The following is an 18166-nucleotide window of genomic DNA, read 5'->3' on the forward strand; positions in this document are numbered from 1 at the left end:
GCGGCTCGCGGACCTGATTTCGGGGTCCGCACGTCCGTACGCGAAGCACTTTCGACATGGGCGTATGGTTGCGATTTGGCCGACCAAAGAAATCGGCCTTTTCAGCGCCATCTCTCTACGGATGGGTTACCCATCGGTAGAGGTGACGTATCCGTGTGGCTCGGTACACGATGGAAGACGGCGCGACACCAAGGCAGAGACAGCATTCGTCCGTGCGCAGCATCAAAATCTTGCCGGGCACGACACGAACCGAACACGAAGGAACAGCGTGGCTTCCGGATCCGATCGAAACCCGATCATCATTGGCGGCCTTCCCAGCCAGGTCCCGGACTTCGATCCCGAAGAAACCCAGGAATGGCTCGACTCGCTCGACGCGGCCGTCGACGAGCGAGGCCGGGAACGTGCCCGCTACCTCATGCTCCGCCTGATCGAGCGCGCCCGCGAGAAGCGTGTGGCCGTGCCCGAGATGCGCAGCACGGACTACGTCAACACCATCGCGACCAAGGACGAGCCGTTCTTCCCCGGCAACGAGGAGATCGAGCGCAAGGTCCTGAACGCGACCCGGTGGAACGCCGCCGTGATGGTCTCGCGCGCCCAGCGTCCGGGCATCGGCGTCGGCGGCCACATCGCCACCTTCGCCTCCTCGGCCTCCCTCTACGACGTGGGCTTCAACCACTTCTTCCGGGGCAAGGACCAGGGCGACGGCGGCGACCAGATCTTCTTCCAGGGCCATGCCTCGCCCGGTGTCTACGCCCGCGCGTACCTCCTGGACCGGCTGTCCGAGGGCCAGCTCGACGCCTTCCGGCAGGAGAAGTCCAAGGCTCCGGACGGGCTGTCCAGCTACCCGCACCCGCGGCTGATGCCGGACTTCTGGGAGTTCCCGACCGTCTCCATGGGCCTCGGCCCGCTCGGCGCGATCTACCAGGCGCGGATGAACCGCTACATGGAGGCGCGCGGCATCGCCGACACCTCCAAGTCGCACGTCTGGGCGTACCTCGGCGACGGCGAGATGGACGAGCCCGAGTCGCTCGGCCAGCTGTCCATCGCCGCCCGTGAGGGCCTGGACAACCTGACCTTCGTCGTCAACTGCAACCTCCAGCGCCTCGACGGCCCGGTCCGCGGTAACGGCAAGATCATGCAGGAGCTGGAGTCGCAGTTCCGCGGCGCCGGCTGGAACGTCATCAAGCTGGTGTGGGACCGCAGCTGGGACCCGCTGCTCGCGCAGGACCGCGACGGCATCCTGGTCAACAAGCTCAACACCACCCCCGACGGCCAGTTCCAGACGTACGCCACCGAGACCGGTTCGTACATCCGCGAGCACTTCTTCGGTGACGACCACCGGCTGCGCGCGATGGTCGAGAACATGACCGACGACCAGATCCTGCACCTGGGCCGTGGCGGTCACGACCACAAGAAGATCTACGCGGCGTACGCGGCGGCCAAGGCCCACAAGGGCCAGCCGACGGTGATCCTGGCGCAGACCGTCAAGGGCTGGACGCTCGGTCCGAACTTCGAGGGCCGCAACGCGACCCACCAGATGAAGAAGCTGACGGTCGAGGACCTCAAGGGCTTCCGTGACCGGCTGCACCTGCCGATCCCGGACAAGGACCTGGAGGACGGCCTTCCGCCGTACTACCACCCGGGCCGCGATTCCGAAGAGATCCAGTACATGCACGACCGGCGCAAGGGCCTGGGCGGCTATGTGCCCACCCGCGTCGTGCGCGCCGAGCCGCTGAAGCTGCCGGACGACAAGGCCTACGCGGGCGCCAAGAAGGGCTCGGGGCAGCAGAAGATCGCCACGACCATGGCGTTCGTCCGGGTCCTGAAGGACCTGATGCGGGACAAGGAGATCGGCAAGCGTTTCGTGCCGATCGCGCCCGACGAGTACCGCACCTTCGGTATGGACGCGTTCTTCCCGTCGGCCAAGATCTACAACCCGCTGGGCCAGCAGTACGAGTCGGTCGACCGCGAACTTCTCCTTGCCTACAAGGAGTCGCCGACCGGCCAGATGCTGCACGACGGCATCACCGAGGCGGGCTGCACGGCGTCGCTGATCGCGGCGGGTTCCGCCTATGCGACGCACGGCGAGCCGCTGATCCCGGTCTACGTCTTCTACTCGATGTTCGGGTTCCAGCGCACCGGTGACCAGTTCTGGCAGATGGCCGACCAGCTCGCCCGCGGCTTCGTGCTCGGCGCCACCGCCGGACGTACGACGCTGACCGGTGAGGGTCTCCAGCACGCGGACGGCCACTCCCAGCTGCTGGCCTCGACCAACCCGGCCTGTGTCGCCTACGACCCGGCCTACGGTTACGAGATCGCGCACATCGTCAAGGACGGTCTGCGACGGATGTACGGCGAGAACGCCGAGGACATCTTCTACTACCTGACCGTCTACAACGAGCCGATCCAGCACCCCGCGGAGCCGGCCGAGGTCGACGCCGAGGGCATCCTCAAGGGGCTGCACCGCGTCAAGCCCGGCGAGAAGGGCGAGCACACCGCCCAGATCCTCGCCTCGGGTGTGGCGGTGCCGTGGGCGATCGAGGCCCAGCAGATCCTCGCGGACGAGTGGAACGTCAAGGCCGATGTCTGGTCGGCGACGTCCTGGAACGAGCTGCGCCGCGACGCGGTGGAGATCGAGGAGCACAACCTTCTGCACCCGGAGGAGGAGCAGCGCGTCCCGTACGTGACGCAGAAGCTCCAGGGCGCCGAGGGCCCGAAGGTCGCGGTGTCGGACTGGATGCGTGCGGTTCCGGACCAGATCGCGCGCTGGGTTCCCGGCACGTACCAGTCGCTGGGTGCGGACGGCTTCGGCTTCGCGGACACCCGTGGTGCGGCCCGTCGCTTCTTCCACATCGACCCGCAGTCCATCGTCCTGGGCGTGCTCACCGAGCTCGCCAAGGAGGGCAAGGTCGACCGGTCGCTGCTGAAGCAGGCGATCGACCGCTACCAGCTCCTGGACGTCACGGCCGCCGACGCGGGTGAGGCCGGCGGCGACGCCTGACCTCTCCGCGGCCTGCCGCCGCAGCGCCTCCGCCGCGCCCCCCGACCAGCGCCCTTCGCCGGTCGGGGGGCGCGGTGCTGTGCGGCGGGGCGTACGGGCGGGCGGCGGGCCCAGGAGCGGCCGGGTCAGCGCTCCCATACCTTGAACGCCCTTACCCGGTACGGGGATCGGGGCACCCAGCTGCCGCCGCCCGGATAGGTGTCGAACTCGGCGGTCTCGGCGCACTCCCCGCTCTGGTAGGTGGTCACCGGCCGGCCGGTGCGGTTGGCGAGGGCGGCGGCGCCGCTCCCCTTGGGCAGGGGGACGCAGCTCTCGATATCGGTGCCGGACAGCTCGTAGGTCCGCCGGCCGCCGCCGAAGTCGGCCTTCGGCCAGAGGCAGAGCTGGCCCGCGCCGCAGGCGCCGGAGGCGGCCGTGCGACGGCCGGTGGCCGCGTGGGCGGCCGGGGTGCCGAGGGTGGGCGGAGCGGCGAGTGCCGCGGTCAGGGCGGCCAGCAGGCCGGTGAGCAGCGCGGTGGTCCGGAACGTGTGCAGGCGCATGAGATCTCCCCCGTGGAGTACGACGCTGAGGCCCCGCGGCGGGCCGGTTGCCCGCGGCGGGTTCGTCATCGAGCTTCGCGAGGGCGGGGTGCGGATGCCAAGGCCGTGGCGGCGCCACCACCCGGATCAGGTATGTGGACAGCCAACGGAGCCGGGGCGCGGCGGCCGGTGCGCGGGGTTGACGTCCGGCGGGGCGTCGCGGGCGGGCCGCGGAACCGTTCCGCCCGGTGTCTGCCGGGGTGCGGTGGCCGCACGTGGCGCGCCGCGCGCCGTAGGGAAGGAACGGGGTTCCCGGTCCGGCTCATCAGGATGAGGGATTCGGCTGACCGGGCCGGGCCAACTGCCACCTGGGCCCTGGCGAATGGGGCCGGATGGCGGGCCGGGGCGGCCGGTTGACGGGCGGAGTGCGGCGAGGCCGTCCTGCGGGCCGGGAATGGTCGGCGGCGCGCGGTACGTACGAGGAGGGAACCTCGTACGTACCGCGCGCCGGGGGCCGGGCCGGCCGGCCGTACGTCGCTCCGCAGGACAGGCGTCGTACCGCCGGGGCCGCCGGTCAGATGTGGCCGACGCCGGCGCCCGCCTCGGCGTTCGCGCCGCGCTTGGTGAAGAAGGCGACGACCGCCGCGACGACCGCCACACCGCAGGCGACCGTGAAGGCCTGGGCCATGCCGGAGACGAAGGTGTCGTGGGCGACCGAGGTGATCTTCTGGGCGAACTCCGGCGGGGTGCCCTTCGGGATCGGGGCGATACCGGCCGAGACGGCGTCGGAGAGCTGGGACGACTGGGCGGGCGGGACCGGCGGGAGACCGGCCGACCGCCAGTTGTCCGGGAGGTCGTTGTCGACGCGGGAGGCCATCACCGCGCCGAGCACGGCCGTACCGAGGCTGCCACCGACCTGCATCGCGGCCTGCTGGAGGCCGCCGGCGACACCGGAGAGCTCCAGCGGGGCGTTGCCGACGATGACCTCGGTGGCGCCGACCATGACGGGCGCGAGGCCCAGGCCGAGGAGCGCGAACCAGAGGGACATCAGGCCGGTGCCCGTGCCGGTGTCGAGGCCGGACATGCCGTACATGGCGACGGCGGTGAGGACCATGCCGCCGACCAGCGGGATGCGCGGGCCGAACTTGGTGATCAGGGCGCCGGCCAGCGGCGAGCCGACGATCATCATGCCGGTGAGCGGCAGCAGGTGCAGACCGCTGTCGACGGGCGTCATGCCGTGCACGTTCTGGAGGTAGAACGTCACGAAGAACAGGCCGCCCATGAAGGCGAAGGCCATCAGCACCATCAGGACGGCGCCGGCGGTCAGCGGCAGGGAGCGGAACATCCGCAGCGGGATGAGCGGTTCGCGGACCTTGCTCTCCAGGAGGGCGAACAGCGCGAAGAGGACCACGGAGGCGATCAGGAAGCCCCAGGTCTTCATGCTGTCCCAGTGCCACTCCCCGGCCTTGATCAGCGGCCAGATGAGGCAGAACATCGCGCCGGAGAGCAGCACGATGCCCGGGATGTCGAACGAGCGGGGGGCGTTCTCCGCGCGGTGGTCCTTGAGGATCACCAGGCCGAGGACGAGGGCCAGCACACCGACCGGGACGTTGATGAAGAACACGGACTGCCAGTTGACGTGCTCGACCAGCAGTCCGCCGACTATCGGGCCGCCGGCGGTGGAGGCGCCGATGACCATGCCCCAGATGCCGATCGCCATGTTGAGCTTCTCGGCCGGGAAGGTGGCGCGCAGCAGCCCCAGCGCGGCGGGCATCAGCAGCGCGCCGAACAGGCCCTGGAGCACCCGGAAGGTGACGACCAGCGCGACCTCCTCGGAGAACCCGATGGCGGCGGAGGCGGCGGCGAAGCCGAGGATGCCGATGAGGAAGGTCTGGCGGTGGCCGAAGCGGTCACCCAGCTTGCCCGCGGTGATCAGCGCGATGGCCAGCGCGAGCATGTAGCCGTTGGTGATCCACTGCACGTCGGCGAGCGAGGCGCCGAGGTCCTGCTTGATGGCCGGGTTGGCGATGGCGACGATCGTGCCGTCCAGGGCGACCATCATGACGCCGATGGCGACGGAGAAGAGGGTCAGCCACGGATGACCGCGCAGCCCCTTGGGGGGAGCCGGTACGGGAAGGTCCGGCGCCGCTTCGGCGACCGGGGTCTGAGAACTCATACGACGAGGCTAATGTCAGCCACTGACAGTTGACAAAGCATTTCATGAGTCGGTAACTGTCACCTCGCTCACAGGTAACCTGAGCAGCGAGAACACCACGGAAAGGCGGCTCAGGATGGCGACCCCGACGCCGCATTCGGCACCCGCGGGCCTGCGGGAGCGCAAGAAGCAGCGCACCCGCGACGCGCTGATCCGCGCGGCGCTCGAACTGTTCACGGAGCAGGGATACGAGACGACGACGATCGACGAGATCGCGGAGGCGGTGGATGTCTCCCAGCGGACGTACTTCCGCTACTTCGCGAACAAGCAGGACGTCGCCTTCGCCGTCCAGGAGATGGTCGAGGCGCGCTTCCTCGAAGTACTGGCCGGGCGGCCCGCGGCGGAGGCGCCGCTGACCGCCCTGCGCAGCGCCGTGACGGCGGCCTGGGACGACATCGGCGACGCCATCGAGTCGGTGATCCCGGTGGAGCTGTACATGCGCTCGTTCCGGATGATCGAGTCGACGCCCGCCCTGATTGCCGCGCATCTGCGGCGCTCCTCCGAAATGGAGGAGCAGATAGCGCGGCTGATCGCCCGGCGCGAGGGACTGGATGTGGACGCCGATCCCCGGCCGCGGGTGCTGGTCGCCGCGTTCGGCGGGGTGATGCGGGTGGCCGGCCAGGTGTGGGGCGAGGGCCAGGAATGCAGCGTGGCATCGATCCACGAGCTGACCACGTCGTATCTGGACCACATCGGGCCGGCGATGGAGGACGACTGGCGGGCGCGCTGAGCGCACCGGCGACGGGCCCGCGGACGCACCGGGCGGGGCGGAACCGATGGCTCCGCCGATGCCACCTTCCGCCACTCTCCGTGAGGAAAAGCCTTCGCTAAGCGATCATGATCGGCACCTCATGAGACCACCCCTGCACGGCTGAGCACCGGAAATCTATGGATCGTGTCCGTTTTGGTCGAAATACCCACCGTGAAACGTGATATCACTCACGGTCACAGCGAGCGCCCTCTCATGTCTCCTAGGGTGGCTCGCGGTGAATTCCTTCTCGGGTCTCGGCCCCTCCTCCGGTTTCCTTCAGTCCACGGCCTGGCGTGCCGCCCTCGCTCTGGCGGTGGTGTTCGTCATGCTCGCCATAACGGGCTGGACGGCGGTCAGAGGCAGCACGGAGGACACCAACCCGCTGGCCACCGCCAGGAACTCCTGGCAGCACGCCACCTTCCTCGGACGCCCGCTGCCCGACCCCCAGGGTCCGCCGGCCGCGCTCCGGGCCTTCTTCGCCACCCTCAGCCGGGCCGAGAAGCAGCAGCTCTCCGACCGTTATCCGCTGGTCGTGGGCAATATGGGCGGCGCCCCCGTGAAGCTGCGCTACCGCGCCAACCGGATGGCGATCGACGACGCCCGGCGCGTCGAGAAACGCCGGATGAACGACCAGCGGCTCACCCCCGTCGGCCGCCAGGAGGCGGGCCGGCTGATGCACCGCCTCGCCTCGATGATGAGCCCCAACCGGCAGATCCTGGCCTTCGATCCGGCCGGCGGCGGCCGGGCCGCCGAGGTCTTCGGCAATCTCCCGGCGGCCCACCGGGTGTCCGTCGTGGTGCCCGGCGTGGACACCAATCTGACGACCTTCGAGCGCACCGCGCGGGCGACCACCGCCCCGGTCGGTATGGCACGCGCCCTCTACGGCGCCGAGCGGGCGGCCCGGCCGAGCGCCCGTACGGCCGTGATCGCCTGGGCCGACTTCACCTCGCCGCCCGGTATCGGCGTCGAGGCCGCCACCGGGAAGCTCGCCGCGGACGGTGCGATCCGGCTGCGTGCCCTGGTGAACTCGCTGCCCTCGTCCGACACCGTCTCGCTCTTCTGCCACAGCTACGGCTCCGTGGTGTGCGGGGTCGCGGCCCGGGAGCTGCCGTCCAACGTCGAGGACATCGCGGTGGCCGGCAGCCCCGGTATGCGGGCCGAGAACCGCGCCCGGCTGGGCACCCAGGCCCGGGTCTGGGCGATGCGGGACTCCGACGACTGGATCCAGGACATCCCCAACCTGGAGGTCGGCGGGCTCGGCCACGGCGCCGACCCGGTCGACCCGTCCTTCGGCTCCCGGATCCTGTCGGCCGACGGCGCCGTCGGCCACGCCGGGTACTTCGCGCCGGGCACCCGCAGCCTGCGCAACTTCGCGCTGGTCGGGGTCGGCGCGACGGACACCGTCGACTGCGCGTCCGACGACCCGCAGTGCCGCACCGCGCTGGTCTGAGGGCCGCGAAGGCACCGGCCGGCAGGACGCGGGTACGGCCCGGCGCCCGGGGACGGGGTGCCCGCGGGAACTGCGCCGGAGTGCCGTGACGTCCACCGGGACGGGAGGCAGCGCGGGTGACCGGAGTGATACGCGCCGCTTCGCCGGTGCCCCCCGACGCGTCAGGAAGGGGGACGAGTGGGTAACCGCCCGCATACGATGAGCCGCATGGGTGATGTGCTGGCCGGTTTTCATGCCGTCTGGGAGTTCGACACGGACTCCGTACTCATCCGCTTCGAACGGGGGATCCGCAGGCCGAAGCTGTTCCAGGCGCTCGGCGAGCGACGTATTCCGTACGAGGCGCTGAGTTCCGTCGAGGTGACCGAGGGCAGACGTGGCACGGTGGTGCTGCACGCCATGCCCCGGCACGGTGCCGATCCCCTGATGGAAGCGGCGAACGGGCAGCTCAAGGAGGACGCCGACCCCTATCGGCTGGTGCTCCCGGCCGAACGCGAGACGCTGGCGGAGTACTACGCCGACGAGCTGCGCACGGTGCTCGGCCCCGATGCGAAGGAGCCCGCCGACCGCCATCTGGTGGCCGCGCCGCAGCCCCCGCTGCACTTCAAGGCGTATGACGGCAAGGCGTCCTTCGACGGGCACGCGGTCGCCTTCCGGTGGTTCTGGACAGGTGCGTCCTCGGCCAAGTGGAAGTGCGGCGACCAGACCTTCCCCGTCGGCGAGTTGGCCGGGGTCGAATGGCGGTCGCCGGAGATCCTCAACGGCTATCTGCGCCTGTTGGAGCGCGGGGCCCGCGAGCCGGAAACGGGCGAGGCGGACCAGGATCCGGCCGCCGTGATGTTCGGGCTGGGGTACGGCCCGGTGCACGAGTCGCTGCCGTTCGCGGCCTCGGTGCTCCAGGCCGTACGCGCCGCCGAGCCGCTGCAGGAGACACCGGAGGGCGCGCCGGTACGCCACCGGACCGGGGAGACGCGCCGCGATCCCGCGGATATCGCGGACCGGATACGGCACCTCGGCGAACTGCACGGCGCCGGTCTGCTGACCGACGACGAGTTCAGCACGAAGAAGGCCGAACTGCTGGCGGAGTTGTAGGCCTCTCGTCCGGATCAGCGTGCGAGCGCGGGCCGTTGACCAGGCAGGGACTCATACCGTGGTACGGGGCGGAAGTCCGGCCCCTGGTATGACGCCGTGGCCGTCGCGCTCCGCTTAGATGGAGGGCGCGATGACTGCACGAGCTTCCACCCCCGACCGTGGGCCGGCTCCGCGCCCTGGGCGTGAGCCGGCCCGGCAACGGGTGCTGCGCGCCGCACGGCAGGCGCTGCGTGTCCTGGCCGTGGAGCTCGGCACCCCGACCGAGCCCGGCACCCCGCTGCTGGGCAGCGTCCGGAGTCCCTGGCTGCGCCGCCTGCCCTATGTGGTCGCGTTCGGGTTCGCGGTGTCCCTGCTGCCGACCAGCATCAATGTCCTCGGCAACGACTACGGCCTGGAGGGCGGGCTGGTCGGTGCGCTCGCCACCGCGCAGACCGTGCCGCTGCTGCTCGCGGTGACCCGGCCGCTCCAGGCCTGGTGGGTGATCTTCGCGGCGGATGTGGTCGGTGCCGTGGCGCTGATCGGCGCCGACGGTGTCGCGGGCCGCGCCTGGCCCTGGCCGCCCATGGAGATCGTCGGCTATCTCGCCCTGATGCTGGCGCTGTCGCTGCGCGAGCGCCGGCGCACCCTGACCGCCGTCTGGCTGACGACCGGGGTGGCGGGCCTGCTCTCCCAGGTGTTCACCCCCGACGGCAGCAACAACACCTGGGTGCTGATGTTCGTGCTCACCGGTGTGGTGCTGATGATGGGCGCCACACTGCGCGAACGCGGCGACGCCCAGCGCAAGTTGATCGAGCAGGAGACCATCAGCGAGGCCGAGCGTGCCCGTCGGACGCTGCTGGAGGAGCGCGCCCGGATCGCCCGTGAGCTGCACGATGTCGTCGCCCACCACATGTCGGTGATCACCGTCCAGGCGGCCAGCGCGCCGTACCGCATCAGCGGGCTGCCCGGGGAGGCCGAGGAGGAGTTCGGGGCGATCGCGGCGACCGCCCGGGAGTCGCTGGCGGAGATGCGCCGGCTGCTGGGCGTGCTGCGCAGCGAGGAGGCGGAGCAGCAGGGCGGCGCGGAGAAGACCCCGCAGCCCGGGATCGGCATGCTGCCGAAGCTGGTCGAGGGGACCGTACGGGCGGGCGTGCCGGTCGAGTTGGCACTGCCGGAGGAGCCGGTGGCGCTCGAACCGGCGGTGGATCTGTCGGCGTACCGCATCGTGCAGGAGGCGCTGGCCAATGTGGTGCGGCATGCCCCGGGGGCGCCGACGCGGGTGTCGGTGACGGTGGCCGCGGACGGCGCACGGCTGACCGTGCTGATCGTCAACTCCGCGCCGTCCGCGCCCTTTGCGCCCCTGGAGACCACCGGCACCGGCCATGGCCTCATCGGTATGCGGGAGCGGGTCCGGCTGGTGGACGGTTCGCTCGACACCGGGCCGCTGCCCGACGGCGGCTTCCGGGTCGCCGCCCGGCTCCCCCTCACCTCACCGCCTTCTCAGGCGCCCCTCTCCACAACAAAGGATGCCCACTCCGTATGACCACGCGCGTGATCATCGTCGACGACCAGGCCATGGTGCGTGCGGGTTTCGCCGCGCTGCTCGCCGCGCAGAGCGATATCGATGTGGTGGGCGACGCCCCGGACGGGGTGCAGGGCGTGGCCCTGAGCCGCCGGACGCACCCCGATGTGGTGCTGATGGATGTGCGGATGCCGGAGATGGACGGGCTGGAGGCGGCCCGTCAGCTGCTCGCGCCGCCCGCCGGGGTCACCCACCGCCCGAAGGTGCTGATGCTGACCACGTTCGATGTCGACGACTATGTCTACGAGGCGCTGCGCGCGGGCGCGTCCGGCTTTCTCCTCAAGGACGCGCCGCCGGCCGATCTGATCTCCGCGGTCCGGGTGGTGGCGGCCGGTGAGGCGCTGCTCGCGCCGTCGGTGACCCGGCGACTGATCGCCGATTTCGCCCGCTCGGGGCCGGTGGCGCGGAAGGGCCGGCCCGCGCTGCGGCTGAACGGGCTCACCCCGCGCGAGACGGAGGTCCTGGAGCTGATCGCCCGCGGGCTGTCGAACCTGGAGATCGCCGATGCGCTGATCGTCGCCGAGCAGACCGTGAAGACCCATGTCAGCCGGGTGCTCGCCAAGTTGGATCTGCGGGACCGCGCGCAAGCCGTGATCTTCGCGTACGAGTCGGGGCTGGTCTCGCCCGGGGAGCGGTAGCGCCCGCTCTCGCCCGCGTCTCTCCTCCCTGAGGACGAACGCGGCCGGGGCCCCCTACCCCCGTAGCCCCCGGGAGTCGGCTCCGCGGTGTGACGCTTCGTCACCTCCCCTCTTCCTACGTTTCCCTCCGGACCGTCCACGGGAGAGGGAGACCCACCATGTCCTGGCTGCGCACCACTGCCCGGCGCCACAGACGCCCGCTCTTGGGGGGCGCGTCCGCGGTGGCCGTGGCAGACCGTACGCCCGCGGACCGCGACCGTGCGCTGGACGGTCTGCGGGCGCTGGCACTGCTCGCCGTCCCCGTCGGCCACTGGCTGATCGGCGGCTTCACCCTGGACGGCGGGGGCGCGCTGCACAACGCCAGCCTGCTGACCGCCGTCGGCGGGCTCGCGCCCGCCAGTTGGGTCCTCCAGATGCTCGGCATCTTCTTCCTGGTGGGCGGGCACGCGTCGGTGCTGTCGTTGCGGCGCGCCACCGGGCGGGGCGAGTCCACCCGGTCCTGGCTGGGCGGCCGGCTGGTGCGGCTGGGCCGTCCGGTGCTCGGGGTGACGGCCGTCTGGGCGATGCTGCTGCCCCTCCTGTACGGACTGGGCGTGCCGGAGGCGACGCTGCGGACCGGGGCGACGCTGGTGATCCAGCCGCTGTGGTTCGTCGGCGTGTACGCGGTGATCACCGCGCTGACGCCGTGCTGTGTGCGCGCCGCCCGGTGGATGGGTGCCTGGGCCGCGGCCCCCCTGGCGGCGTCCGTGGCCGTTGTGGACTTTCTGCGCTACGGGCCGTACGCCGAGGCGATGCCGCCGTGGCTGAGCCTGCTCAACCTGCTGCCCGGCTGGATGTTCGCCTATCAGCTCGGCGTCTCCTGGGGCGAGCGGCGGCTCGGCCGGCGCGCCGCCTGGTCGCTGCTGCTCGGCGGCGCCGCGGTGTTCGCCGCGCTGCTGCTGTTCTTCCACTATCCGACGAGCATGGTCGGCGTCCCCGGGCAGCACCGGACGAACTCCCACCCGCCGTCGCTGCTGGTCCTGGCGCTGGCCGCGGCCCAGTCCGGTGCGGCGGTGCTGCTCCGGGACCGGCTCGCCCGGCTGCTGCGCCGGCCCGCCCTGTGGGCCCCGGTGGCGCTGGTCAACCTGTCCGCGCTGACGATCCTGTGCTGGCACCAGACGGCGATGCTCTCGCTGGCCGTACCGGCGTCCTTCCTGGGGCAGTTCCCCGGGCTGACGGCGTCACCCGACGGCCTCGGCTGGCTCCTGGCCCGGCTCGCCTGGCTGCCGGTGTTCGCCGCCGCGCTGCTGCTCATCGGCCGGACGACCCGCCGCTTCGAGGCGCCCTGGACCGGTGTCACCGGGGCCCGCCGGGCCGCCGCCGCCCTCCTGGCCGCCGGATTCGGGGCGTTCGCGCTGGGGCTGGCGTAGCGCCCACCCGTTGGGGCGCACGGCGAAGGGCGGGGCACCAAGGCCCCGCCCCGCCCCCGCTACTCCCGTCCCGCCGAAGTGAACGTCATGTCCGCGTACCGCGCCCCCGCGACCTGCCCGGCGATCGGCTCCAGCTGCGCCAGGTCCTGCTCGGTCAGCCGGATCCGGGTCGCCGCGGTGTTCTCCTCGACCCGGCTGCGCTTACGGGTGCCGGGGATCGGAACGACGGCGAGCCCGCGGGCCGTGGCCTGCTGCTGAAGCCAGGCCAGCGCGATCTGGCCGGGCGTGGCGCCATGGGCCTCGGCGATCGCGCGGACCGGCTCCAGCAGTGCGGCGTTGGCGGCCGCGTTGTCGCCGGTGAAGCGGGGCTGCTGACGCCGGAAGTCGTCCGCGGCCAGCTCCTTGTCGGCCTGCACGAACGCACCGGTCAGAAAGCCCCGGCCGAGCGGTGAGTACGGCACGAGCCCGACGCCGAGCTCGGCCGCCGCCGGCACCACACCGTCCTCGATGTCCCGGCTGAACAGCGACCACTCGGACTGGACCGCCGTGATCGGGTGCACGGCCTGCGCCGCGCGCAGTTCGCCGCCGGTCACCTCGCTCAGCCCCAGGTACTTCACCTTGCCCTCGGCGACGAGTTCGGCCATGGCGCCGACCGACTCCTCCAGCGGGACGTTCACCTCGCGCCGGTGCATGTAGTACAGGTCGATCTCGTCCACGCCCAGGCGCCGGAGGCTGTCCTCGACGGCCTGGCGGATGTAGGCCCGGTCGTTGCGTATGACGCGCTTGGTGGGGTCGTCCGGGTCAACGGCCAGCGCGAACTTGGTGGCCAGCACGACCTCGTCGCGGTGGGCCCGGATGAACGGGGCGATGAACTTCTCGTTCTCCCCCATGCCGTACATATCGGCGGTGTCGAAGAGCGTCACGCCCAATTCCAGGGCGCGCTCCAGCGTGGCCCGCGCCTCGTCGGCGTCCGTCGGACCGTAGGCGAAGCTCATGCCCATACAGCCGAGGCCCTGCACCCCGACCCGCGGTCCGCCGCTGCCCAGCTCGACCGTCTCGATCTTCTCGTTCCCCATGGAGCCTCAGAACCTCTCGGACGCCCGCCGGGCGTCGGCATAGATTTCGATCTTGTAGTCGAGTACGTCCAGCGTGCTCTGGAGCTCGGCGACGCGCTGCCGTACGTCCTCGCGGTGCGCGGTCAGCAGCTGCTCCCGCTCGGGAAACGTGCGCTCACCGGCGCGCACCAGCTCGGCGTAGCGGACCATGTCGGCGACCGGCATACCGGTCAGCCGCAGCTTGGCCACCAGGTCCAGCCAGTCCAGATCGCGGTTGCTGAAGCGCCGCTGCCCGGTGTGGGTGCGGTCCACGTGCGGCATCAGGCCGATGCGCTCGTACCAGCGCAGGGTGTGCGCGCTGAGCCCGGTGTGCTCCGCCACCTCGCTGATCGTGTACTGGTCACGGCCGGTGGGCCGTGGATGCGCGTGCGCGATGCCGCAGTCGCGTACCGCCGTCGCCAGTCCCCCGGTCGCGGTCGCCTCGCTCACTGCCGGTTCGCTCTGCGTTACCGTCATGCCCCGTCTCCCCTACGTCGGACGTCGCCCGGCGATTTCGCCGGAAGCCTCTCGACCGCTTCAACGCTAGAGACTTCGAGTGCACTCCAGGCAAGCACCGATCACGACCAGACTTGACCGGATTTTGGGAACGTTAGGCTCGTGGGCATGCAGAGCCTGCGGATGATCGAGAACTGGCCGGTGCCCACCGCTGCCGCCGCCGTCGTACGAGCCGATGGGTCGGTGGCCGGAGCGTACGGCCCCCTGGAGCAGCGTTTCCCGCTGGCGTCCGTGACCAAGCCGCTGGCCGCCTACGCCGCGCTGCTGGCCGTCGAGGAGGGCGCCGTCGAGCTGGACGAACCGGCCGGGCCCGAGGGGTCCACGGTCCGTCATCTGCTCGCCCACACCTCGGGGCTGGCCTTCGACGAACAGCGCGCGATGGCCGCTCCCGGCACCCGCCGGGTCTACTCCAACGCCGGTTTCGAGGCGCTGGGCGACCACATAGCCAAGGCCACCGACATCCCCTTCGCGCAGTATCTGCACGAGGCGGTGCTCGCACCGCTCGGGATGACCGCGACGGAGCTGGCCGGCTCGCCCGCCAAGGACGGCATCTCCACGGTCGCCGACCTGATCCGGTTCGCGGCCGAACTCCAGGCGCCCCGACTGCTCGCCCCGCAGACGCTGGCCGCCGCGACGCAGGTCGTCTTCCCCGGTCTGGCGGGTGTGCTGCCGGGCTACGGGCACCAGAAGCCCAACGACTGGGGGCTGGGCTTCGAGATCCGGGACGGCAAGGCACCGCACTGGACGGGCGCGTCGTCCTCGCCCCGTACGTTCGGGCACTTCGGACAGTCCGGGACGTTCCTGTGGGTGGACCCGGACGCCGGTGCGGCCTGTGTGGCGCTGGCCGACCGGGCCTTCGGGCCGTGGGCGATCGAGGCCTGGCCGCCGCTGACGGACGCGGTGCTCGCCGAGCTGGCGGAGACCGCCTGACCCGGCCGGATGTGCCGCGCGGTACCGGTCACCCGGTCCCGCTCCGGCTCACCCGTACACCGGCTCCGGCCCCATCTCCCACACCAGGCACTCAGCCGCCGCCAGCCCCCGCAGCTCCAGCCCCTCCCCGTCGGTGATCCGCGCCGCGTCGCCGGGCTCCAGGCGCGCGTCGCCCAGTTGTACGGCGCCGCGGACCACGTGCACATAGGCGCGTCGGGCATCCGGCACCGCGGTGCGCTCCCCGTCGGCGAGGCGGCGCACATGCAGCAGGGCACCGGCCCGCGGCACCGCGTAGGGAGTGCCGTCGGCGATGCCGCGCACCACCTCGTACGACGGCTCCCCGCCGGCCTCCTGCGGTGTCAGCCACATCTGCACGAAGCACAGCGGCCCGGCGCCGTCGTTGCGCTCCACATGCCGGACGCCGCCCGCCGAGCTGAGCCGCTGGAGATCACCGGGGCGTACGGTGGTCTCGTGGCCCGCCGAATCGCGGTGGGTCAGCTCTCCTTCGACCACCCAGGTCACGATCTCCGTGTCGCGGTGCGGGTGCTCGTCGAATCCGGCGCCCGCCGTCAGCCGCTCCTCGTTGCAGGCGACCAGCGCGCCGAAGCGCAGATTCTCCGGGTCGAAATGGGGCCCGAAAGAGAACGCGTGCGACGACACGATCCCGGCCTCCGCGTCCCCGCCCGGATACCGTTCATGGCCTCTCCGCACCTGAATCATGGGCCCACGGTAGCCCCGCCCCCTCACCTCCCCGCCCCGATAGTGCAGGCTTGTCCCGTGTCTGAACCCGCATCGCGCGACGCGCACCCGCACTCCGCGACCCTCCGGCGCCTGGAGAATTCGTCCGGGAAGCTGGCGGCCGCCGCCATCGCCCGCATGGACGCCACCCTGCCGTGGTACCGCGCGATGCCCCCGGAGAATCGTTCCTGGATCGGCCTGGTGGCGCAGGCCGGTATCGCCGCGTTCACCGAATGGTTCCGGCATCCGGAGACCCCCCAGGCGATCAGCACCGATGTCTTCGGCACGGCGCCGCGCGAGCTGACCCGGGCGATCACGCTGCGGCAGACCGTGGAGATGGTCCGGACGACCATCGAGGTCATGGAGTCCGCGATCGACGAGGTCGCGGCCCCGGGCGATGAGTCCGTGCTGCGCGAGGCGCTGCTGGTCTACGCCCGGGAGATCGCCTTCGCCACCGCCCAGGTCTACGCCCAGGCGGCCGAGGCCCGCGGCGCGTGGGACGCCCGGCTGGAGTCCCTCGTGGTCAACGCGGTGCTGTCGGGGGAGGCCGACGAGGGCGCGGTCTCCCGTGCGGCGGCGCTGGGCTGGAACTCCCCCGAGCACGTGTGTGTGGTGCTGGGCACCGCGCCCGACGGGGACAGCGAACTGACCGTGGAGGCGATCCGGCGGGCCGCCCGGCACGCCAAGCTCCAGGTCCTGACCGGTGTGCTGGGCTCCCGTCTGGTGGTGATCACGGGCGGTTCGGACAATCCGCTGAAGGCCGCGAAGGCACTGATCGGCCCGTATGCCGCCGGGCCCGTGGTGGCCGGCCCGGTGGTCTCCGATCTGCTGGCCGCGACCCGCTCGGCGCAGGCCGCCGCCGCCGGACTGCGGGCCTGTGCCGCCTGGCCGGACGCCCCGCGGCCGGTGCTCGCGGACGATCTGCTGCCGGAGCGCGCGATGGCCTCGGACCCGGTCGCGCGCGACCAGTTGGTGGAGGAGATCTACAGACCGCTGGAGGAAGCCGGGTCGGCGCTGCTGGAGACGCTGAGCGTCTATCTGGAGCAGGCGAGCAGTCTGGAGGGGGCCGCCAGGATGCTCTTCGTGCACCCCAACACCGTGCGCTATCGGCTGCGACGTGTGACCGACGTCACCGGCTGGTCACCCTCTGATGTGCGCTCGGCGTTCACCCTCCGTATCGCGTTGATTCTGGGGCGTCTGGCTGACGGTGAGGCCCAACCCTAGACTTTTGTCGGACACCAACAATTCCCCCGATGGTTCTTCGTCCTTGTCCCCACGGGCGGGCGGAACCACCCACAAGAGAGAGTGTGAGGGTGCTCGTACTCGTCGCTCCCGGCCAAGGCGCTCAGACGCCCGGCTTCCTGACTCCCTGGCTCGACCTCCCCGGTGTCGAGGACCGGCTCCGCGCCTGGTCGGCCGCCATCGACCTGGACCTGGTCCACTACGGCACGAAGGCGGACGAGGAGGAGATCCGTGACACCGCGGTGGCGCAGCCGCTGCTGGTGGCCGCCGCCCTGCTCTCCGCCCGTCAGCTCTTCGCCACGGCCGACGACGTCGCCACGCGGACCGGCGCGGTGGCCGGCCACAGCGTCGGTGAGCTGGCCGCCGCCGCGCTGGCCGGCACGCTGTCCGACGAGGACGCGATGCAGCTGGTGCGCCGCCGTGGCCAGGCGATGGCCGAGGCCGCCGCCGTCACCGAGACCGGTATGGCCGCGCTGCTGGGCGGCGACGAGGCCGTGGTCATCCCGCATCTGGAGCAGCTGGGCCTGACGCCGGCGAATGTGAACGGCGCCGGCCAGATCGTCGCCGCGGGCACCGCCGAGCAGATCGCCGCGCTGGTCGAGAACAAGCCGGAAGGCACTCGCCGGGTCGTACCGCTGAAGGTGGCCGGCGCGTTCCATACTCACCACATGGCACCCGCCGTCTCGGCCCTGGAATCCGCGACCACCCAGCTGTCGGTCGCCGATCCGCACACCCGCTACGTCTCCAACAAGGACGGCGCGCTGGTCTCCTCCGGCCAGGAACTGGTGCAGCGGCTGGTGGGCCAGGTGGCCAACCCCGTGCGCTGGGACCTGTGCATGGAGACCTTCAAGCAGCTCGGGGTCACCACGCTCATCGAGGCGGCCCCCGGCGGCACGCTCACCGGCCTGGCCAAGCGCGCCCTGCCCGGCGTGCGGACCCTCGCCCTCAAGACGCCCGACGACCTCGACGCGGCCCGCACGCTGATCGCCGAGCAATCCGCCCCGGCCGAATAGG

15 protein-coding genes are annotated in these 18166 nt (G+C 71.5%); 10 read left to right on the forward strand and 5 right to left on the reverse strand.

Annotated features, from left to right (window positions below; all coding sequences use genetic code 11):
- Positions 1-268: 268 nt before the first annotated feature.
- The gene (aceE, locus tag QT196_RS12600; protein WP_168478946.1) at positions 269-3001 is read left to right on the forward strand and encodes a pyruvate dehydrogenase (acetyl-transferring), homodimeric type; all 2733 of its coding nucleotides are present in this window, start codon (positions 269-271) and stop codon (positions 2999-3001) included.
- A gap of 125 nt (positions 3002-3126) precedes the next feature.
- Here the strand turns inward: aceE and QT196_RS12605 are convergent, their stop codons facing one another.
- Entirely contained in the window at positions 3127-3540 is a 414-nt protein-coding gene (locus tag QT196_RS12605) for a peptidase inhibitor family I36 protein (RefSeq protein WP_266730755.1), read from the reverse strand.
- 553 nt (positions 3541-4093) lie between these two features.
- On the reverse strand, positions 4094-5695 hold the full coding sequence (locus QT196_RS12610; protein WP_290354916.1) for an MFS transporter: 1602 nt from the start codon (positions 5693-5695) through the stop codon (positions 4094-4096).
- Between the two features lie 115 nt (positions 5696-5810).
- On the opposite strand from QT196_RS12610, the gene QT196_RS12615 reads away from it, so the two are divergent.
- From QT196_RS12615 to QT196_RS12640, 6 genes are all read left to right on the forward strand, one after another.
- Positions 5811-6464: a TetR/AcrR family transcriptional regulator gene (locus QT196_RS12615; protein ID WP_290354917.1), complete on the forward strand. Its 654-nt coding sequence runs from the start codon at positions 5811-5813 to the stop codon at positions 6462-6464.
- Between the two features lie 256 nt (positions 6465-6720).
- Entirely contained in the window at positions 6721-7935 is a 1215-nt protein-coding gene (locus tag QT196_RS12620; protein WP_290354918.1) for an alpha/beta hydrolase, read from the forward strand.
- Positions 7936-8142: 207 nt separating this feature from the next.
- Positions 8143-9024: a DUF4429 domain-containing protein gene (locus QT196_RS12625; protein WP_290354919.1), complete on the forward strand. Its 882-nt coding sequence runs from the start codon at positions 8143-8145 to the stop codon at positions 9022-9024.
- A gap of 130 nt (positions 9025-9154) precedes the next feature.
- Positions 9155-10546, forward strand: coding sequence for a sensor histidine kinase (locus tag QT196_RS12630; RefSeq protein ID WP_168478952.1), 1392 nt, complete (start codon positions 9155-9157; stop codon positions 10544-10546).
- Positions 10543-11223: a response regulator transcription factor gene (locus tag QT196_RS12635; RefSeq protein WP_042154348.1), complete on the forward strand. Its 681-nt coding sequence runs from the start codon at positions 10543-10545 to the stop codon at positions 11221-11223. The genes QT196_RS12630 and QT196_RS12635 overlap by 4 nt, the downstream gene beginning before the upstream one ends.
- 158 nt (positions 11224-11381) lie before the next feature.
- Positions 11382-12632 carry an acyltransferase gene (locus QT196_RS12640; RefSeq protein WP_290354920.1) on the forward strand — a complete coding sequence of 417 codons (1251 nt, stop codon included), beginning with the start codon at positions 11382-11384 and terminating at the stop codon, positions 12630-12632.
- 59 nt (positions 12633-12691) lie between these two features.
- Here the strand turns inward: QT196_RS12640 and QT196_RS12645 are convergent, their stop codons facing one another.
- Positions 12692-13708 carry an aldo/keto reductase gene (locus QT196_RS12645; protein WP_168478953.1) on the reverse strand — a complete coding sequence of 339 codons (1017 nt, stop codon included), beginning with the start codon at positions 13706-13708 and terminating at the stop codon, positions 12692-12694.
- A 6-nt stretch (positions 13709-13714) separates the two neighbouring features.
- Positions 13715-14203, reverse strand: coding sequence for a MerR family transcriptional regulator (locus QT196_RS12650; protein WP_168478954.1), 489 nt, complete (start codon positions 14201-14203; stop codon positions 13715-13717).
- Between the two features lie 147 nt (positions 14204-14350).
- Here QT196_RS12650 and QT196_RS12655 point away from each other — a divergent pair, with 147 nt between their 5' ends.
- Positions 14351-15172: a serine hydrolase domain-containing protein gene (locus tag QT196_RS12655; RefSeq protein WP_266730769.1), complete on the forward strand. Its 822-nt coding sequence runs from the start codon at positions 14351-14353 to the stop codon at positions 15170-15172.
- 48 nt (positions 15173-15220) lie between these two features.
- Here QT196_RS12655 and QT196_RS12660 read toward each other — a convergent pair whose 3' ends face one another.
- Positions 15221-15892 (reverse strand): pirin family protein, encoded by a 672-nt coding sequence (locus tag QT196_RS12660; RefSeq protein WP_211117340.1) that lies wholly within the window; start codon positions 15890-15892, stop codon positions 15221-15223.
- A 57-nt stretch (positions 15893-15949) separates the two neighbouring features.
- Here QT196_RS12660 and QT196_RS12665 point away from each other — a divergent pair, with 57 nt between their 5' ends.
- Together QT196_RS12665 and QT196_RS12670 are read left to right on the forward strand one after the other, a co-directional pair.
- On the forward strand, positions 15950-17134 hold the full coding sequence (locus tag QT196_RS12665; RefSeq protein WP_168478957.1) for a helix-turn-helix domain-containing protein: 1185 nt from the start codon (positions 15950-15952) through the stop codon (positions 17132-17134).
- 89 nt (positions 17135-17223) lie between these two features.
- Positions 17224-18165 (forward strand): ACP S-malonyltransferase, encoded by a 942-nt coding sequence (locus QT196_RS12670; RefSeq protein WP_168478958.1) that lies wholly within the window; start codon positions 17224-17226, stop codon positions 18163-18165.
- Position 18166: the final 1 nt, after the last annotated feature.

The sequence above is a fragment of the Streptomyces sp. P9-2B-2 genome, from assembly GCF_030406865.1.
Taxonomy (GTDB): Bacteria; Actinomycetota; Actinomycetes; order Streptomycetales; family Streptomycetaceae; genus Streptomyces; species Streptomyces platensis.